Below are 17,212 nucleotides of genomic sequence, written 5' to 3'. Positions count from 1 at the left end.
GTCAAAGAGCGAAAGCCATGCGGCCCGCGCTCGCCCCGTGTTGATGTCGTCGTTCATGCAGTGCGCGGGCCGCGTCGTCGGCGGCGGCAGGCGCGATCCCTTCCTCGAGCGACGCGCAGATCTCGTCCGCGCGCCGCGCGAGGACCGACAGCAGCGTGTCGGACAGGCCGTGGCTGTCTTCGCAGCAGCCTTGCAGGTAGATGCGCGGCGCGAAGTGCTCGGGCGTCGCGAGCAGGTAGTCGCGCGTGACTTCGCCGCGCGCGAGCGCATCGCCCAGATGCGGCGCGAGCCCTTCGAGCAGCGCCGAGTGCGTGTCGCGCCGGTAGCCGGTCGCGAGCACGAGCGCATCGAACCGTTCGACGCGTGTCGCGCCGTTCATCCGGTCGCGCAGCGTCAGCTCGATGCGCCCGTCGGCGGCGCGCACCGCGGCCTCGATCGCGCTGTTCGCGAGCAGCGCATGGCGCGGCGTGCCGTCGATGCGCTGCAGGTACAGCATTTCGTAGATCTGCTCGATCAGCGGCCGGTCGACCACCGCGTAGTTGGTGTCGCGATAGCGCTCGAGCAGCGCGCGGCGCGCGTCGTGCGGCTGCGCGTAGACGACGTCGGTGAACTCGGGGCTGAAGATCTCGTTGACGAACGGACTGTCGTCGGCCGGTTTCAATGCGCCCGCGCGCATCACGAGGCTCGCGGCGACGTGCGGGAAGCGGCGCGCGAGGTCGATGAACACCTCGGCCGCGCTCTGCCCCGCGCCGATCACCGCGATACGGCGACGCTCGCCGTGCGGCGCCGCGACCAGCCGGTCGATGTCGGCCAGGTAGGAGGACGAATGGATCACGCGATCGCGGCCGAGCGCGGCGAACGCGTCCGGCACCGCCGGCGTGCCGCCGACGCCGATCGACAGCGCGCGCGTCACCCGCTGGCGCTCGTGGCCACCCGCATCGCGCGACAGCACGCGCAGCGCGTCGATCCGCGCGCCGTCGCCGCGCACGGGCTCGATCGCCGTGACGGTTTCGCTGTAATGGACCTGCTCGGCGAACGCGTCGGCGACCCAGCTCAGATAGTCGTGGAACTCGACGCGGGTCGGATAGAAGTTCTTCAGGTTCACGAATTCGTTCAGCCGACCGCGTTCGAACAGGTAGTTGATGAACGTGTAGCGGCTCTTGGGATCGCGCATCGTGACGAGATCCTTCAGAAACGAGATCTGCATCCGGCAGTCGTCGAGCAGCATGCCGCGATGCCAGCCGAATTCCGGCTGGCGTTCGACGAAGCAATGCGTGAGCGGACGCGTGCCGTTGCGTTCGGCGAGGCGCACGGCCAGCGCCAGGTTCGACGGCCCGAAGCCGACGCCGATCAGGTCGAATACGGTTTCTCTCTGCATGTCTCTCAGCTCCCTTGTCGGTGAAACCGGCCCGTCAGACGTGACGGCCGGAGAAGAAGGTCTCGCGCAACGTGCGCATCCACAGCGGTTGCCCGTCGGCGAGCGGCAGCCGCCGCTGCCGCGCGAAGCCGTGCCGCGCGAGGGTGTCGACGACCCGCGCGCGGCCGGCCGGGACCGCGCAGCCGACCGTTTCGGTGCGCGGATCGTCGAGAAACAGGTAATGCACGACCGACGGCAGCCAGCCCGCCACGCAATGCGGGCCGCGCCAGCGCGATTCGCCGACGAGCATCCGCAGCCCGCGGTCGTAATCGCTCGCGCCGACGTGCGGCGCGAGCGGGTCTTCCTTCAGCCAGAACGCCTCGACGTACACGAACGGTTCGCCGTCGAAGCAGCCGACGAGCGGGCTCACGTGCGGATCGGCATCGGGCGACGTGCCGTCGGCGCCGGGCTGCGTGCCCGGCCAGCCGTCGCGCACGCGCGGCGCGTCGAACCAGTGCGCGACGCGCGCGGCGTCCTCGCCCGGCTGCCAGCCGCGCAGCGTGAAACGCACGCCGAGTGCCGGCAGGTCGCGCGCATACACGTCGCCGCGCGGCGCGGGCGGCCGCCGCGGATGCCGCCGGCCGTCGGTCAGCATCGGCAGCGTCGCGCACGGCAACGGTGTGCCGACGCGCCACAGATCGGCCTGCTGCGCCCAGCCTTCGCGCATGCACAGGCCGCCGTCGGCGAGCACGCCGCTTGCGCGCAGCGCGTCGAGCGCGACCGCCGGCCACGCGGCCGGGTCGAGCCGGATCGCCGCACGGCGCGCGTCGTCGGAAAACGCGGCGGCGAGCGCGGCCAGCACTGCGCGGCGCTGGTCGCCCGGCGCCGCGCGATGGTTGTACGCGACGAGGCGCAGCGTGCCGTCGTCCGCAAGCTGCGCGCGCAGCAGCTGCGCGCCGATGCCGTCGCCCTGCGCGACGCGGATTTCCGCGTCGTCGCGCACGGCGAACAGGCCGTCCGCGAACGCGAGACGGCAGGTGTCCGGCATCGTGAATCCGTCCGGACGCACCTCAGCCAGCATCGCGCACCTCCTCCGTCTCGGCCGACGCATCGAGTCGCGCACCGAGCGCCGCAAGCGTCGGCGACGCGAACACGTCGGCCACCGTCAGCGCATGCCCGGCGCGACAGGCGGCATCGACGAAGCGCACGACGTCGAATGAAGTCGCGCCGGCTTCGAACAAGTCGGCGTCGGCTGCCGGCGCGGCGGTGGCGAACGTGTCGGACCACAGCGCGGCGAGCGCGGCTGCCGCTTGCGGCGCGCGCGATGCCGCCGGGACGTGCGCCGCCGCGCGGCCGGATGCGTCGACTGCGACTTCGACCGCCGCCGACGCCGCGTACCGCGCATCGGGCGCGCCGAGCGCCGCTTCCTGCGCACCGGCGAAACGCGCGACTTCGTCGTGGTAAAGGTCGACGAGCGCGTCGACGAAATCGCCGTCGAGCAATTCATCCGCAAATGAAAATGCGGCGCTCACGCGGCCGTCCGGATGCTCGACCACGTCCAGCTCCAGCGTGAAAACGACGCGATGACGCACGTCGTCGAACTCGGCAAGCGACAGGCCGGCCCAGTCGCGCGCGGCAGCACCCGTCGGGCGCAGGTAGTTGAACATCACCTGGAACAACGGATTGGCGTGCGCGACACGCGGCGCACGCAGCGCGGCGACGACGTCGGCGAACGGCACGTCGGCATGCGCATACGCGGCGAGCGCCGTATCGCGCACCTGTGCGAGCACGTCCGCGCGGCATGCCGCCGCGTCGAGCCGCGTGCGCACGACGACCGAATTGATGAACAGGCCAAGCGCGTCGCGCGCCGCGTCGCCCGTCAGCTCGCGCGTCGATGCCAGCACGCCGACCGGCTGGTCGGCCGCACCGGTCAGACGGAACAGCGCGGTGTTGAGCGCCGCGTGCAGCAGCATCGGCAGCGTCGCGTGCGCGGCCGACGCGGCGTCGCGCGCGGCACGGATCAGCGATGCGTCGAACTCGAACGCGATGCGCGCCGCGCGCCATTGCGGGACGGCCGGTGCATTTGCGCGCAGCGGCAGCACGGGCGGCGGCAGGTCGGCGAGCGCGTCGCGCCAGTACGCGACGCGGGCCGGATGGCACGGCGCGGGCAGCACGAGCGACGTGTTTTCTACCGTCGCCGGGATCGACGCCGAACTGGCTGACGCCGCTTCGCCGCGCACGAACGCGACATAGCGTGCACGCACCGCGTCGAGCCACAGTTCGATCGATTCGCCGTCCGACACGATGTGATGAATCGTCACCGACAGCACGTGCTCGTCGTCGCCGACGCGCAGCACGCGTGCCCGCCACAGCGGCGCATCGGCGGCGAGATCGAACGGCGCGAGCGCATCGGCGTCGGTGAGCGCCGTCGCGCGGGCGAGCGCATCGGGCCGTGCCGACAAGTCGACGAGCGGCAGCGCGACGGGCGCCGCGGCGGCGATCCGCTGGCCCGGCAGCATGCCGTCGCGCGCGACGATCCGTGCACGCAGCGCCGGGTGCGCGGCCGCCACGGCCGAGAACGCCGCGCGCAGCGCATCGACGTCGAGCCGACCGCGCACGCGCAGCGCGACCGGAATGTTGTACGCGGCGCTGTCCGGCTGCGCGCGCCACAGGAACCACAGGCCGAGTTGCGCGGGCGACAGCGGCCATACGCCGTGCGCGTCGGGTTTGACCGTCGCGACGCCCGGAGCCGACGCACCGGCGTGCACGGCGCGCGACGCGTCGGCCACCTGGCGCGCGTATTGCGCGAGCACCGGCGCTTCGAACAGCGCACGCACGGGCACGTCGCGGCCGAGCCGCTCGGCGACGCGCGTGGCGACGCGCACCGCCGCCAGCGAATGGCCGCCGAGTTCGAAGAAGTGATCGCCGCGGCCGACGCGTTCGACGTTCAGCACGTCGCGCCAGATTGCCGCGAGCACGGTTTCATCGCCGTCGTGCGGCGCTTCATATGCGCGTTCGACGCGCGCCGGCGCCGGCAGCCGCGCCCGGTCGACCTTGCTGTTCGCGTTGCGCGGCAGCGCGTCGAGCACGATCAGTTGCGCGGGAACCATGTAGTCCGGCAACGTGCGACGCAGATGCGCATCGAGCGTCGCGGCCTCGACGGGCCGCGCGGCCGACTGCGCGTCGGCGGTCAGTTCGACGTAGGCGACGAGCTGCGCGTGCGCGCCCTGCCCGTGCACGACCGCGCATGCTTCGCGCACCGCATCGTGCGCGGCCAGCTGCGCCTCGATCTCGCCGAGCTCGATGCGCAGCCCGCGCAGCTTCACCTGATGATCGACGCGGCCGATGAAGTCGAACACGCCGTCCGCACGGCGCCGCACGAGGTCACCCGTCCGGTACAGGCGCGCGCCAGGGGCGCCGTACGGATCGGGCACGAAGCGCTCGGCCGTCAGCGCGGGACGATCGAGATAGCCGCGCGCGACGCCGATTCCCTCGCCGCCCAGGTACAGCTCGCCGATCACGCCGACCGGCAGCGGATGCAGCCGTGCGTCGAGCACGTGCGCGGTGCGCGCACCGACCAGTGTGCCGATCGGCAGATACGCGGCGTCGCCGAGCTTCGCGAGATCGTCGCCGGGGCGGAACATCCAGAGCGTCGGCGTGATCACGGTTTCGGTCGGGCCGTAGCCGTTGACCACGCGTACGTTCGGCATCGCGCGGCGCAGCATGGCGAACGCTTCGCGCGACGTCGCCTCGCCGCCGACGGTCAGCGAGCGCAGCGTCGGCGGCGCGCCGTGTGCAAGCGCCCATTCGGCGAGCTGCGCGGCGCACCCGGGCGGCACGTAGGTCATCGTCACGCCGTCGCGGATCATCATCGCGCAGGTCTGCGCGGGCGGCCACAGCACGTCGGCCGTCACCGACACGGCGGCGCCCGACAGGTATTGCGAAAACCAGCCTTCGTGCGCACCGTCGAAGTTGACCGACTGGAACAGCAGGAACACGTCGTTCTCGCCCGCGCCGTAGCGCTCGGCGATCGCCACGCAATGGCGCGCGAACGCCGCGTGATCGACGACCACGCCCTTCGGCTTGCCGGTCGAGCCCGACGTGTAGATCACGTAGGCCGCATGGCCGGGCAGCACGTCCGGCAGCGCGACGTCCGCGGCCTCGCCGAGTGCATCGACTTCGTCCGCGCGCCAGATGCGCAATGCCGGCAGCTGCGGCAGCGATGCGACGCTCGCGCCGTCGGTCAGCACGTGCGCGATGCCGGCATCGCCGACGATTTGCGCGAGGCGCTCGCGCGGATGGGCCGGGTCAAGCGGCACGAACGCGGCGCCGGATTTCAGCACCGCGATCAGCGCAACCAGCAGGTCGACCGAGCGCTGCAGCGCGACGCCAACGCGCATTTCAGGCCGCACACCGGCCGCGACGAGGTTGCGCGCGATGCGTGCCGCGCGCGCGTCGACCTCGCCGCGCGTGAGCGCGCGATCGATGTCGGCGACACCGCGTGCGGCGGGCCGTGCCTGCGCATGCGCGGTGATCCGTGCGTGCACGGGAACGAACGGTTCGGCTTCGGCCGCGCCTGCCGGCGCGTTCCACGCGAACAGTTGCGCGCGTTCGTCGGCCGGCAGCCAGTCGAGATCGCCGACCGGCACATGCGGGCGTACGAGCGCATCGCCGAGCAGCGTGACGAGACGCGCGGCCAGCCGCGCGATCGCGTCGGCATCGAACAGGTCGAGCGCGTAGATGAACGCGGCGTCGAACGTGCCGTCGGGCGTCGCCTCGACGGAAAGCGTCAGGTCGAATTTCGCGGACGGTGTGCCGGACGGCAGCAGCGTCGCCGATGCTGCGCCGAACGCGGGCAGCGCGTGGCGTTCGCCATACGCGGCCATTACCTGGAACAGCGGATGATGACTCGCGCTGCGCGGCACGCCGAGCGCGTCGACGACCTGTTCGAACGGCACGTCCTGATGCATCTGCGCATCGACGAGCGCGCGCTGCGTGCGTGCGACCAGCGACGCGAAGTCGCCGTGCGCGGGCACGTCGACATCGATCGCGAGCGTGTTGACGAAGAAGCCGATCAGCCCGGCCGTTTCCGCGCGTTCGCGGTTCGCGGCGGGCACGCCGACGCAGATCCGCGCATCGCCGGTCGCGCGTGCGAGCAGCGTGTCGAGCGCCGCGAGCAGCACCGCGAATGGCGTCGCGCCCGATGCGGCCGCGAACGCCCGCAGCTGCGCGCCGATGCGTGCGTCGAGCGCAAACACGTGACGCCCGCCGCGTGCGCTGCGGCGGGCGGGTCGTGCAGTCGCACCGGGCAGCGTCAGCACGCCGCGCTGCGGATCGAGCCGCTCGCGCCAGAACGCCAGCTGCCGGTCGCGCTCGCCGGCATCGAGCCAGCGGCGCTGCCACAGCGCATAGTCCGCGTACTGGATCGGCAGCGGCGCGAGCGGCACCGGCGCGCCCGTCGCATACGCGCGATAGAACGCCGCCAGCTCGTCCAGCATCACGCCCGACGACCAGCCGTCCGACACGATGTGGTGAACGGTCAGCGCGAGCCAGTGATGCGTCGCGTCGAAGCGGATCAGGTGCGCCCGCACGAGCGGTGCCACGCCTAGATCGAACGCGTCGGCTTCATCGGCCATTGCGACGCTTTCGGCGCGCGCGACGCGCTGCGCGTCAGGCAGCGCTTCGAGATCGGTCTCCCGCCACGGGCAACGCAACGGCGGATGGATCGTCTGCGCGACGCCGTCGTCCGCTTCGTCGAAGGTCGTGCGCAGTGCTTCGTGGCGCGCGATCAGCGCATCGCACGCGAGCCGCAGCGCATGCGCGTCGAGCGCGCCCGTCAGCGCGAGCCGCTCGGTGATGTGATACGCGTGCGGCGCATCGATCAGCCGCGCATGCAGCCACAGCCGCGTCTGCGCGAACGAGGCCGGCACGCGATTGCTGCGCGGCGTGCGCGGCGGGATCGGCAGCACGCGGAAGTCGATGCCGGCCGCGCCGAGCTTGTCGATGAACACCGCGCGCTGCGCGTCCGGCAGTTGCGCGAAGCGCGTTGCAAGCGCGAGCCAGTCGGGTTGAGCCTTCGTCATCCGGGGTCCTTATTGGGTTTCCAGTTCGCCGAGCAGCGCATCGATCGCGCTCGCCGCGTCGGTCTCGCCGCGTGCCGCGCAGGCGGCGTCGATCGCCTCCGCGCAGCGGGCGAGCGTGCGGGTGTCGAACAGCGTGCGCAGCGGCAGCGCGAGGCCCCAGTGCAGGTTCGCCTGCGCATGCGCCTGCGTCGCGAGCAGCGAGTGGCCGCCGAGCTGGAAGAAATCGTCGTCGCGGCCGATCGCGTCCACGTGCAGCACGCGCTGCCAGATCGCCGCGAGCGCGCGCTGCGTGTCGGTCGCGAGTTCGACGGCCGTCGCCGCGGCGCGCACCGGCGCGGGCAGCGCATGGCGATCGCATTTGCCGTTCGGCGTGACCGGCAGCGCGTCGAGCTCGATCAGCTGCGACGGCACCATGTAGGCCGGCAAGTGCGCGCGCAACGAATCCAGCAACGCGGCGCGGTCGAGCGGCCCCGCGTCGCCACATGCGACATAGCCGACCAGTTGCTCGTCGCGCACGATCACGACGGCGTCATGCACGCCGGGCGCGGCGCGCAGCAGCGCCTCGATCTCGCCCGGTTCGATCCGCTGGCCGCGCAGCTTCACCTGCGTGTCGACGCGGCCGAGGTAGTCGAGCGCGCCGTCGGCGCGACGCCGCGCGAGGTCGCCGGTGCGATACATGCGTGCGCCCGGCACGAACGGATCAGGCACGAAACGCTCGGCGGTCAGCCCCGGGCGGCCGAGATAGCCGCGCGCGAGGCCCGCGCCGGCCAGGTACAGTTCGCCGGTCGCGCCGGCCGGCACGGGCTGCCAGGCCGCGTCGAGCACGTGCAGTTGCAGGTTCGCGATCGGATGGCCGATCGGCACCGCGACGGCGCTCGCGTCGTCGGGGCCGCAGGTCCAGTGCGACACGTCGATCGCGGCTTCGGTCGGCCCGTACAGGTTCACGAGCGTCGCGTTCGGCAGGAGGCGCGCGACCTTCGCGACGAGTTCGGGCGCGAGCGCCTCGCCACTCGCGACGATCAGGCGCACGCTGTCGCATTGCGCGGCGGCCGAAAAATCGTCGAGATACGCGGCGAACGCGGCCAGCATCGACGGCACGAAGTGCAGCACCGTCACGCCATGCGCATGGATCGCGGCCGCGAGGCGGGCCGGATCGCGGTGGTCGCCCGGCGCGGCGATCGCGAGCTTCGCGCCGGTCGCGAGCGGCCACACGAATTCCCACACCGACACGTCGAAGCCGAACGGCGTCTTGTGCAGCACGACGTCGTCGCGCGTCAGCCCGTATGCGTGCTGCATCCACGCGATCCGGTTCGCGAGCGCGCCGTGCGAGTTGCCGGCGCCCTTCGGCTTGCCGGTCGAGCCGGACGTGTAGATCAGGTATGCGAGCTGTGCATCGTGGATGTCGGTTGCAATGTCGATGGCGGTGTCACCCGATTCGTCCGCGAGCAGATCGGCCACTGTCAGAAGCGCGGCCGACGCGTCGTTGCCGAGCGCGGCCTCGACCTGCTCGCGCAGATGCGCGTGCGTAATGACAACCGCGGGCCGCGCATCGCGCAGCAGGTACGCGATGCGCTCGGCCGGATAGTCGGGATCGACCGGCAGATACGCGGCACCGGCCTTCAGCACGCCGACGAGCGCGGTCACCATGTCGAACGAACGCTCGACGCACAGTGCAACCGGCGTGTCGGGCTGCACGCCGCGCCGGCGCAATGCGGCGGCCACGCGTGTCGTGTCCAGGTCGAGCTCGCGATAGGTCGCCCGCTGCACGCAGCCGTCGGCATCCGCGTATTCGAGCGCGATCGCGTCGGGCGTCGTGCGTGCGGCGGCCGCGAATTGCAGGTGCAGCGGCTGCCGTTGCGCATCGGGCCACGTCCGTGCGGTGTCCTGTGCGCGCGCCAGTGCGGCGCGCGTCTCGTCGTCGGCGATCGACAGCTTGCCGAGCAGCGCGTCCGGCATGCGCGCCAACGCGTCGAGCGCACATGCGAACGCGCGGTGCCAGCGTTCGACCTGCTGCGTATCGATACGCGCGGTGTCGTAGCCGTAATCAATCGTGAGTTCGGCACCGCTTTCGATCACGAGCGTCAGCGCGAAGTCCGTGGATTCGATGCTGCGCACGCCGCTCAGTGCGAGTGCGCGCGGATCGGCATCGCGCGCCGTGTCGTCGACCGGATAGTTCTCGAACACGACCAGCGTGTCGAACAGCGCACCGCCGGCGCCGCGCGCCCAGCGCTGGATGTCGGCGAGCGGCGTATGCGCGTGCTCGGCGGCAGCCGCGTTGTCGCGCTGCAGCGCCTGCAGCCAGTCGGACGCGCGCTGATGCGGCGCGGGTGCCGTGATGACCGGCAGCGTATTGATGAAGAGACCGAGCACCGAGTCGGCGTCCGCGAGTGCGTCGGGACGGCCCGCGACGGTCGCACCGAACGCAACGGCCGATTGGTGCGTCATGCGCTGCAACGCGAGCGCCCATGCGCCCTGCACGAGCGTGTTGACGGTCAGCTTCAGCGCGCGCGCCGTCTGCGCGACACGCGTCGTCGCCGCCGTATCGATCGTCGCGCGCCACGTGAGCATTTCCCCCTCCGCACGATCGGCGACGCGCTCGGCGATCAGCGTCGGCGCGTCGAGACGCGCGAGCCGCGCGGTCCAGAAGCGCTCGTCGGCCGCGCGGTCGCGCGTGCCGAGCCATGCGATGAAGTCGCGATAGCGCAGTGCCGGGCGCCGCTCGAACGGCGATACCGCATCGGGATCGCGATAATCGCGCAACACGTCCGCGAGCAGGCGCGCGGTGCTCCAGCCGTCGAGCAGCACGTGGTGACGTGTCCACACGACGCGCCACGCATCGTCGGCGACGCGGATCAGCGTGAGCCGCATCAGCGGCGGCTCGCGCCAGTCGAAGCCGCGCGTGCGGTCGGCCGCGAGCCACGCGTCGAAATCGGCGTCCAGCGTGTCGCCGCGCGTGCGCCAGTCGAACTGTTCGACCGGCATCCGTGCATGACGATGCACGCATTGCAGCGGTGCGGCCTCGTCGGGCATCACGCTGGTGCGCAGGATGTCGTGGCGTGCGACGGATGCGGCGAACGCGGCCGCGAGCCGGTCGGCATCGAGCGCCGTTGCGGTCGCGACGAGCTGGTTCACGTAGCTTGCATGACCAGGCGCGAACAGCGCATGGAACAGGATGCCCTGCTGCATCGGCGACAGCGGATACACGTCGTCGATCGTGCGCCAGTCGAGCGGCGCGCGCTCGATCGCGGCCTGCGTGAGGCCGGCGGCCTGCGCGAGCGGGAAGTCGCCCGGCGTCGCACCGCCGCCGCGATGCGCGATGCGCGACGCGCAGGCGTCGGCGAGTTCGCGCAGTGCGGCGGCGAAGCGATTCGCGAACGCATCGATCGTCGCACGCTCGAACTGCGGCGCGCCGTAGACCCAGTGAACCTTCAGCGTGCGGGCGCCGTCGCGGTCGGTATCGAGGTACGCGTGAATCGCGAGCGTGTTGCCGAGCGGCCCTTGCGGGTCGCGCTCGATGCCGGTGCCGCCGAAGCGCGGCACGAGCACGGCGTCGCGCGGTGCATCGAACTGGCCGAGATAGTTGAACGTGACACGCGGACGCGGCACGGCGGCCAGCGCCGCACGCGTCGCCGCGTCGCCGTGGTGCGCGAGCACGCCGAAGCCGAGGCCCTTGTGCGGGACTGCGCGCAGCGTGTCCTTGATCGCGCACAGCGTGTCGCGCGCGGTGGCTTCGACCGGCAGCGTGACCGGATAATGGCTCGTCAGCCAGCCGACCGTGCGGCTCGCATCCGCATCGTCGAACAGCGCCTCGCGGCCATGCCCCTCGAGTTCGACGCGGCACGATGCGGCACCATCGGCGCCGGCCAGCGCCAGTGCGAGCGCCGCAACCAGCAGTTCGACCGTCTGCGTGCGATAGGCGGCGTGCGCATCGGTCAGTGCGGCGCGAGTCAGCGCCGCGTCGATCGTCTGCACGACGACTGCCGCATCGGCGTTCGTCGCCGGTGCGTCGGGATGATCGGGCACGAGGTCGTCGCCCTGTGCCATCCGCGCCCAGTAAGCCGTTTCGGCGGCGAACGGCGACGCTGGCTCCGTCGCGGCACGCGCGAGGCGTGCGGCCCATGCATCCGCACGCAAGCCCGGCTGCGACAGGCGCACGGGGGCGCGTTCGCATGCGGCACGATATGCGGCGTCCAGGTCGTCGAGCAGGATGCGCCACGACACGCCGTCGACGATCACGTGATGAATCGCCAGATACAACCGTGTCGCACCGTCCGGCAGCCGCGCGGCGCATGCGCACGCGAGCGGCCCGCGACCGAGATCGAGACGGCGCTGCAACGCGTCGAAGCGTGCCAGCGCGTCGGCTTCGTCGTGCGCGGCGACTTCGACGAACGGCAGTGCATCGTACGGTTTCGCCGCGTCGCTCGCGTGCCAGTGGCCGTCCGCGCCGCGTGCGAAGCGCTGGCGGAACGCGTCGTGATGCGTGAGCAACGCGTCGAATGCGTGCGCGAATGCATCGGCGTCGAACGGGCCGCGCACGTCGAACGCGACCGACTGGTTCCAGTGGCCCGGATGCGGCACGTCGAGCGAGAAGAAGCGCTGCTGCGCGGGCGTCAGGATCGCCGCCACGGCAGCCGTTGCGGCCTGAACCGGCACCTGCGCTGCCGGTGTCGTCGCGGGCGTTGCTGCGGCGACGTCTTCGCCCTTCGCGACGCGCGCGAGCTCGGCGACCGTCGGGCCGTCGAACAGTTGCTTCGGCGTGAAGCGCACACCGCGCTTGCGCGCGCGTGCGATCACCTGCAGCACCAGAATCGAGTCGCCGCCGAGCTCGAAGAAGTTGTCGCCGCGGCCGACGTGCGGCGCCTTCAGCACCGCCTGCCACACTTCGGCGAGCGTCGTTTCGACCGGCCCCTGCGGCGCATCGCCGGAAGCTGTCGCCACCGGTGCGGCGGCCAGCTCGCGCAGCGCCGCGCGATCGATCTTGCCGTTCGCGGTCACGGGCAGGCGCGCGAGCGCGACGAACTGCGCGGGCATCATGTAGTCGGGCAGCGTCGTGCCGAGCGCCTTGCGCATGGCTGCCTCGTCGAATGCCGCGCCGTCGCGCATCACGACGAACGTCGCGAGCCGCAGGCGGCCGTCATGCTCGATCGCGAGCGTCTCGGCCTGCGCGACCGGGCCGGCCGCGCGCACCGCCGCGCTCACCTCGCCCGGCTCAACGCGATAGCCGCGGATCTTCACCTGGTCGTCGATGCGGCCGAGGAACGCGATGCGGCCGTCCGCGCGCAGGCGCACGCGGTCGCCCGTGCGATACAGGCGCGCACCGGCCGAGAACGGATCGGGCACGAAGCGCTCGGCGGTCTGCGCCGGCCGGTTCAGGTAGCCGCGCGCCACGCCCGGCCCGCCCAGATACAGCTCGCCCGTCGCACCGGCCGGCACGCACGCGCCGAACGCGTCGAGCACCAGCGCGCGCGCATTCGGCAGCGGTCCGCCAAGCGGCACGCCGCTCGCGGGATCGCGCGCGTCGGCGGCGATCGCTGCGGTGTCGCACACGAGCGCGCCGACGGTTGCTTCGGTCGGCCCGTAATGGTTGATCACGCGGCAGGCCGGTGCGAGCGCGGCCACGCGCGCGACGAGCGCCCACGTGAGCGTTTCGCCGCCGGTCACGAGCGCATGGCGCGGCAATACGTCGGCCGGCACGCGCGCGTCGAGCAACGCCTGCAGGTGGCTCGGCACGATCTTCAACACGCCGACGTCGCGCCGGCGCATTTCATTCGCGAAGAGGTCCGGATCGAACGCGCATGCGGCCGGCAGCAGGTGCAGCGTGCGGCCCGCGCACAGCGCGCCGAACAGCGTCGTGTGGCCGAGGTCGGCGGCGACAGTCGATACCATCGCGAACGACGCGTCCGGAGCGAACGCCAGCTCGTCGAGCATTCCCTGCACGTAGTCGGCCAATGCGCCGTGCGACACGACGACGCCCTTCGGCGTGCCGGTCGAACCCGACGTATAGATCAGATAGGCGCCCTGTTCGCGATGCGGCGCGACGCGTACGCCGGCCGCATGCGCGAGCGTCGCGTCCTGCGCAAGCGCGTCGACGTCGAGCGGCTGCGCCGTGCTGCCGGCCGGCCACGCGGCAACATCGCGGCCATGCGCGACGAGCGCCCAGCGCGCGCCGCAATCGGCGGCCGCGGCCGCGATGCGCGCGGCCGGCTGCGCCGGGTCGAGCAGCACGGCCAGCGCGCCGGCCTTCAGTGCGCCGAGCAGGCCGACGACGAAGCGGGCCGAGCGCTCGATGCAGACGATGACGGGTGCTTCGGCGGCCACGCCGCGCAGCGTCAACGCATGTGCGACGCGGTTCGACGCATCGTCGAGTTCGGCGAACGTCAGCGACGCCGACGCGTCGGCAAGCGCGACGCGATGCGGATACGCGGCAGCCTGCCGCGCGAAGGCGGCGACGACGTCCGCGTGTTCGACGCTCAGCGCACGCCCGTCGCGCGGCTGGCGCAGCGCCGGCGAGGCATCGCACGGCAGCGCGGCCGTCGTGCGGTGCGGTTCATGAGCGGCGGCCGCGACGAGCGCCGCATAGCTGTCGAGCCACGCGCGCGCGGTGCCGGCATCGATGCAGTCGGTCGCATAGGCGGCGACCAGTTCGATTCCGTGCGCATCGTCGGTGAAATCCAGCGCGAAGTCGAAGCGCGCGGCGAGATCGGGGCCCGGCGTCGCGACCGCGGTCGCGCCCGGCAGCACGCTGTCGTGCCGTGCATCGAACTGTTGCGCGAATTTCACGCGCAGCCATTCGTCGCCGCGCTTGACGGGCGGCTTCACAGCATCGACGACGCGCTCGAACGGCACGTCCTGGTGCGCGACCGCATCGAGCGCCGCCGTGCGCGCCGCGTCGACCAGCGCGCGGAACGGCAGCGTCGGCGCCACCCGCACGCGCAATGCGACCGTATTCAGGAACAATCCCAGCAACGCGCGCGTTTCCGGGCGCTGGCGGTGCGCGACCGGCACCGCGACGACCACGTCGGTCTCGCCGGTCAGGCGCGACAGCCACGCGTCCAGTGCGGCCAGCAGCACCGTGAAGACGGTGGCCTGCGCATCGCGCGCGAGACGCCGGATGTCGGCGGCCGCCGCGTCGGGCAGGCGGACCGATACGCGTGCGCCGTGCAGCGTGCGCGTCGCGCCCGGTTGACGGTCGACCGGCAGCGCGAGCGGGCCCGGCACGTCGCGCAATGCATCGCGCCAGTAGTCGAGCTGACGCTCGCCCTCGCCGTCGGCGAGCATGTCGCGCTGCCAGTCCGCATAGTCGGCGTACTGGATCGGCAGTGCCGGCAACGACGGATCGCGGCCTTGCGCATACGCGCTGTAAGCGGCCGCCAGTTCGTCGAACGCGCAGCGCGAGCTCCAGCCGTCGGTGATCGCGTGGTGCGCGGTCAGCAGCAGCCGGTGACGATCGTCCGCGAGCGCGATGAGCGTCGCGCGCAGCAGCGGCCCGCTCGACAGATCGAACGGCGTGCCTGCGTCGCGCTCGGCGATGCGCGCGGCTTGCGCGTCGCGCGCGGCCGGCGATTCGCCGCGCAAGTCGAGCGTCGCGATCGTAACGGGCAGACGGGCATGGATGCGCTGCATCACGATGCCTTCGCCGTTGTCGACGAGCGTCGTGCGCCACGCGTCGTGCCGCTCGATCACGTGATCGAGCGCACGCTGCAATGCGGCGCGGTCGAGCGCGCCGTCGATCGTCCAGTGCGCGGCGATGTGATACGCGGCGCCTGCGTCGCGCGTTTGCGCGAGCACCCAGAAACGTTGCTGGGCGAGCGAAGCGGCGCGATCGACGTACGGGGCATCCGATCCAGCCGCGTCGGCCGGCGCGCGGCGTGCGGCAATCGCGGCCAGCGGCTCGCCCGTTTCGCGTTCCGCGCGATCGACGTGCGCGGCCAACGCTGCCAGCGCCGGATCGGAGAACAGCGTGTCGAGCCGCAGGTTCACGCGCAACGCGGCGCGGATCGCGGCCTGCAGTTGCATCGCCGCGAGCGAGTCGGCGCCCAGCATGAAGAAGCGGTCGTCGCGCGACGGCGTCGTGTCGAGCCCGAGCAGCGTTTGCCAGAGGCCGGCGATCTGCTGTTCGGTCGGAGTGCAGGGCGCGTCGCCCGCGGCGCGTTCGGTGTCGCGGGCGGCCGCGATGCGCTCGCGTAGCGCGGCACGATCGATCTTGCCGTTCAGCGTGTACGGCAGCGCATCGCAGCGCACGAAGCGATGCGGCTGCCACGCGGCGGGCAACTGCGCGCCCACGTGCGCCTTCAGCACGGCATCGTCGGCCGCCGCGCGCAGCGCGACACACGCGATCAGCCGCGTCGGCCCGTGGCCGGTTTCGGCGATTACGGCGGCATCGGCCACTGCCGGATGCGCGCGCAGGCACGCGGCGATTTCCGCCGGTTCCACACGCACGCCACGCACCTGGACCTGGTCGTCGAGGCGGCCGAGATAGTCGAACGTGCCGTCGGCGCGCAGACGCGCGAGGTCGCCCGTTCGGTACACGCGAGCCCCGGGTTCGCCGTGCGCATCGGGAATGAAGCGTTCGGCCGTCAGCGCCGGGCGGCCGTGATAGCCGCGCGCGACGCATACGCCGCCCAGCAGCAGTTCGCCGCCCTCGTCCGGTCCGCCCTGCTCGCCTGTCTCGTCGCCAGCGATGCGCGCGACGCGCGGGCCGATCGCGCGACCGATCGGCAGCGCCGCATACGCATCGCCCGTCGCCAGCACCGGCGTTTCGCCCGGCTCGACCGGCCACAGCATCGGCGAGATCACGGCCTCGGTGGGCCCGTAGCCGTTGATCAGGCGAACCGACGGGAACGTGCGGCGCACGAATTCGAATGCCTGCTGCGGCAGCGCTTCGCCACCGAACGCGAGCACGCGCAACGCCGGCGGCACGCCGTCGCGCGCGGCGACGGCCGCGAATTCGCGCAGATACGCAGGCGGAAACGCGGCGACGCTGACCGATTCCCGCACCATCAGCGCATGGGCGGCGTCCGGCGCGAATGGCTGCGGCGGCGCAATCGTCACGCTCGCGCCGATCGCGAGCGGCGCGAGCCAGCACTCGTGCGCGGCATCGAAATTGACCGACGCGAAATGCAGCAGGCGGTCGCCGCTCTCGATCGGCAGCGCGGCCGCGAGCGCGTCGCAATGCGCGGCGAGCGGCCCGTGCTCGACGACCACCGCCTTTGGCGTGCCCGTCGAGCCCGACGTGTAGATCATGTACGCCGCCGAGCGCGGATGCACGGGCACGTCCTCGTCGTCGACGCTGGCGGCGGCACCCGTACCCGCATCCGCGGACATCGCGTCGAACGCATGTTCGAACGGCGCGCCGAGCGCCGCGCGGCCTGCCGCGTCGACGATTCCGTGGCGCAGTTGCGCATCGCGCACGATCCAGTCCAGCCTCGCGGCCGGATGACGCGGATCGAGCGGCACGAATACGCCGCCCGCCTTCAGCACGGCGAGCAGCGCGACGAACAGCTCGCACGAGCGTTCGACGCAGACGCCCACCCGCACTTCCGCGCCGACACCGGCCGCGCGCAGTTGGCGGGCAAGATGCGACGCACGCGCGTCGAGCGCGCCGCGCGACAGGCGCAGGTCGCTCTGGAAAGGCGCGGCGAGCGCGGGCGCGTCGGGCGCACGGCGCGCCAGTTCGCGAATTCGGTGATGCAGCGCAGTCGGGAAACTCGTCATGTGCGTGAAGTCCTTCGGTCCGGCCGCTTCGGCCAAGTCTCGGGGCCGCATGGGGCGG

The 17,212-nt window shown here is 72.2% G+C and carries 4 protein-coding genes; all 4 read right to left on the bottom strand.

Translation table 11 applies throughout. From position 1 onward, the window contains the following. Position 1: 1 nt before the first annotated feature. Genes WS51_RS18755 through WS51_RS18740 form a run of 4 tightly spaced genes read right to left on the bottom strand, consistent with a single transcriptional unit; the run spans position 2 to position 17,154 of the window. Positions 2 to 1,378, bottom strand: a complete 1,377-nt coding sequence (locus WS51_RS18755; protein ID WP_069229628.1) for a lysine N(6)-hydroxylase/L-ornithine N(5)-oxygenase family protein — start codon at positions 1,376 to 1,378, stop codon at positions 2 to 4. Between the two features lie 34 nt (positions 1,379 to 1,412). Continuing rightward, the gene (locus tag WS51_RS18750) at positions 1,413 to 2,438 is read right to left on the bottom strand and encodes a GNAT family N-acetyltransferase (protein WP_069229627.1); all 1,026 of its coding nucleotides are present in this window, start codon (positions 2,436 to 2,438) and stop codon (positions 1,413 to 1,415) included. Next, complete coding sequence (locus WS51_RS18745; RefSeq protein ID WP_069229626.1) at positions 2,428 to 7,440, bottom strand: non-ribosomal peptide synthetase; 5,013 nt, start codon at positions 7,438 to 7,440, stop codon at positions 2,428 to 2,430. The genes WS51_RS18750 and WS51_RS18745 overlap by 11 nt, the downstream gene beginning before the upstream one ends. Before the next feature lie 9 nt (positions 7,441 to 7,449). Then, the gene (locus tag WS51_RS18740; RefSeq protein ID WP_069230008.1) at positions 7,450 to 17,154 is read right to left on the bottom strand and encodes a non-ribosomal peptide synthetase; all 9,705 of its coding nucleotides are present in this window, start codon (positions 17,152 to 17,154) and stop codon (positions 7,450 to 7,452) included. Positions 17,155 to 17,212: the final 58 nt, after the last annotated feature.

It is taken from the genome of Burkholderia territorii (genome assembly GCF_001718335.1).
GTDB lineage: Bacteria > Pseudomonadota > Gammaproteobacteria > Burkholderiales > Burkholderiaceae > Burkholderia > Burkholderia territorii.
The sequence above is the reverse complement of the archived record's forward strand: the minus strand, read 5'-3'. Positions and strand labels throughout refer to the sequence as shown.

Coding starts and splice junctions, on each gene's coding strand:
- WS51_RS18740 (WP_069230008.1), bottom strand. CDS start 17,154: ATGACGAGTTTCCCGACTGCGCTGCATCACCGAATTCGCGAACTGGCG.
- WS51_RS18750 (WP_069229627.1), bottom strand. CDS start 2,438: ATGCTGGCTGAGGTGCGTCCGGACGGATTCACGATGCCGGACACCTGC.
- WS51_RS18745 (WP_069229626.1), bottom strand. CDS start 7,440: ATGACGAAGGCTCAACCCGACTGGCTCGCGCTTGCAACGCGCTTCGCG.
- WS51_RS18755 (WP_069229628.1), bottom strand. CDS start 1,378: ATGCAGAGAGAAACCGTATTCGACCTGATCGGCGTCGGCTTCGGGCCG.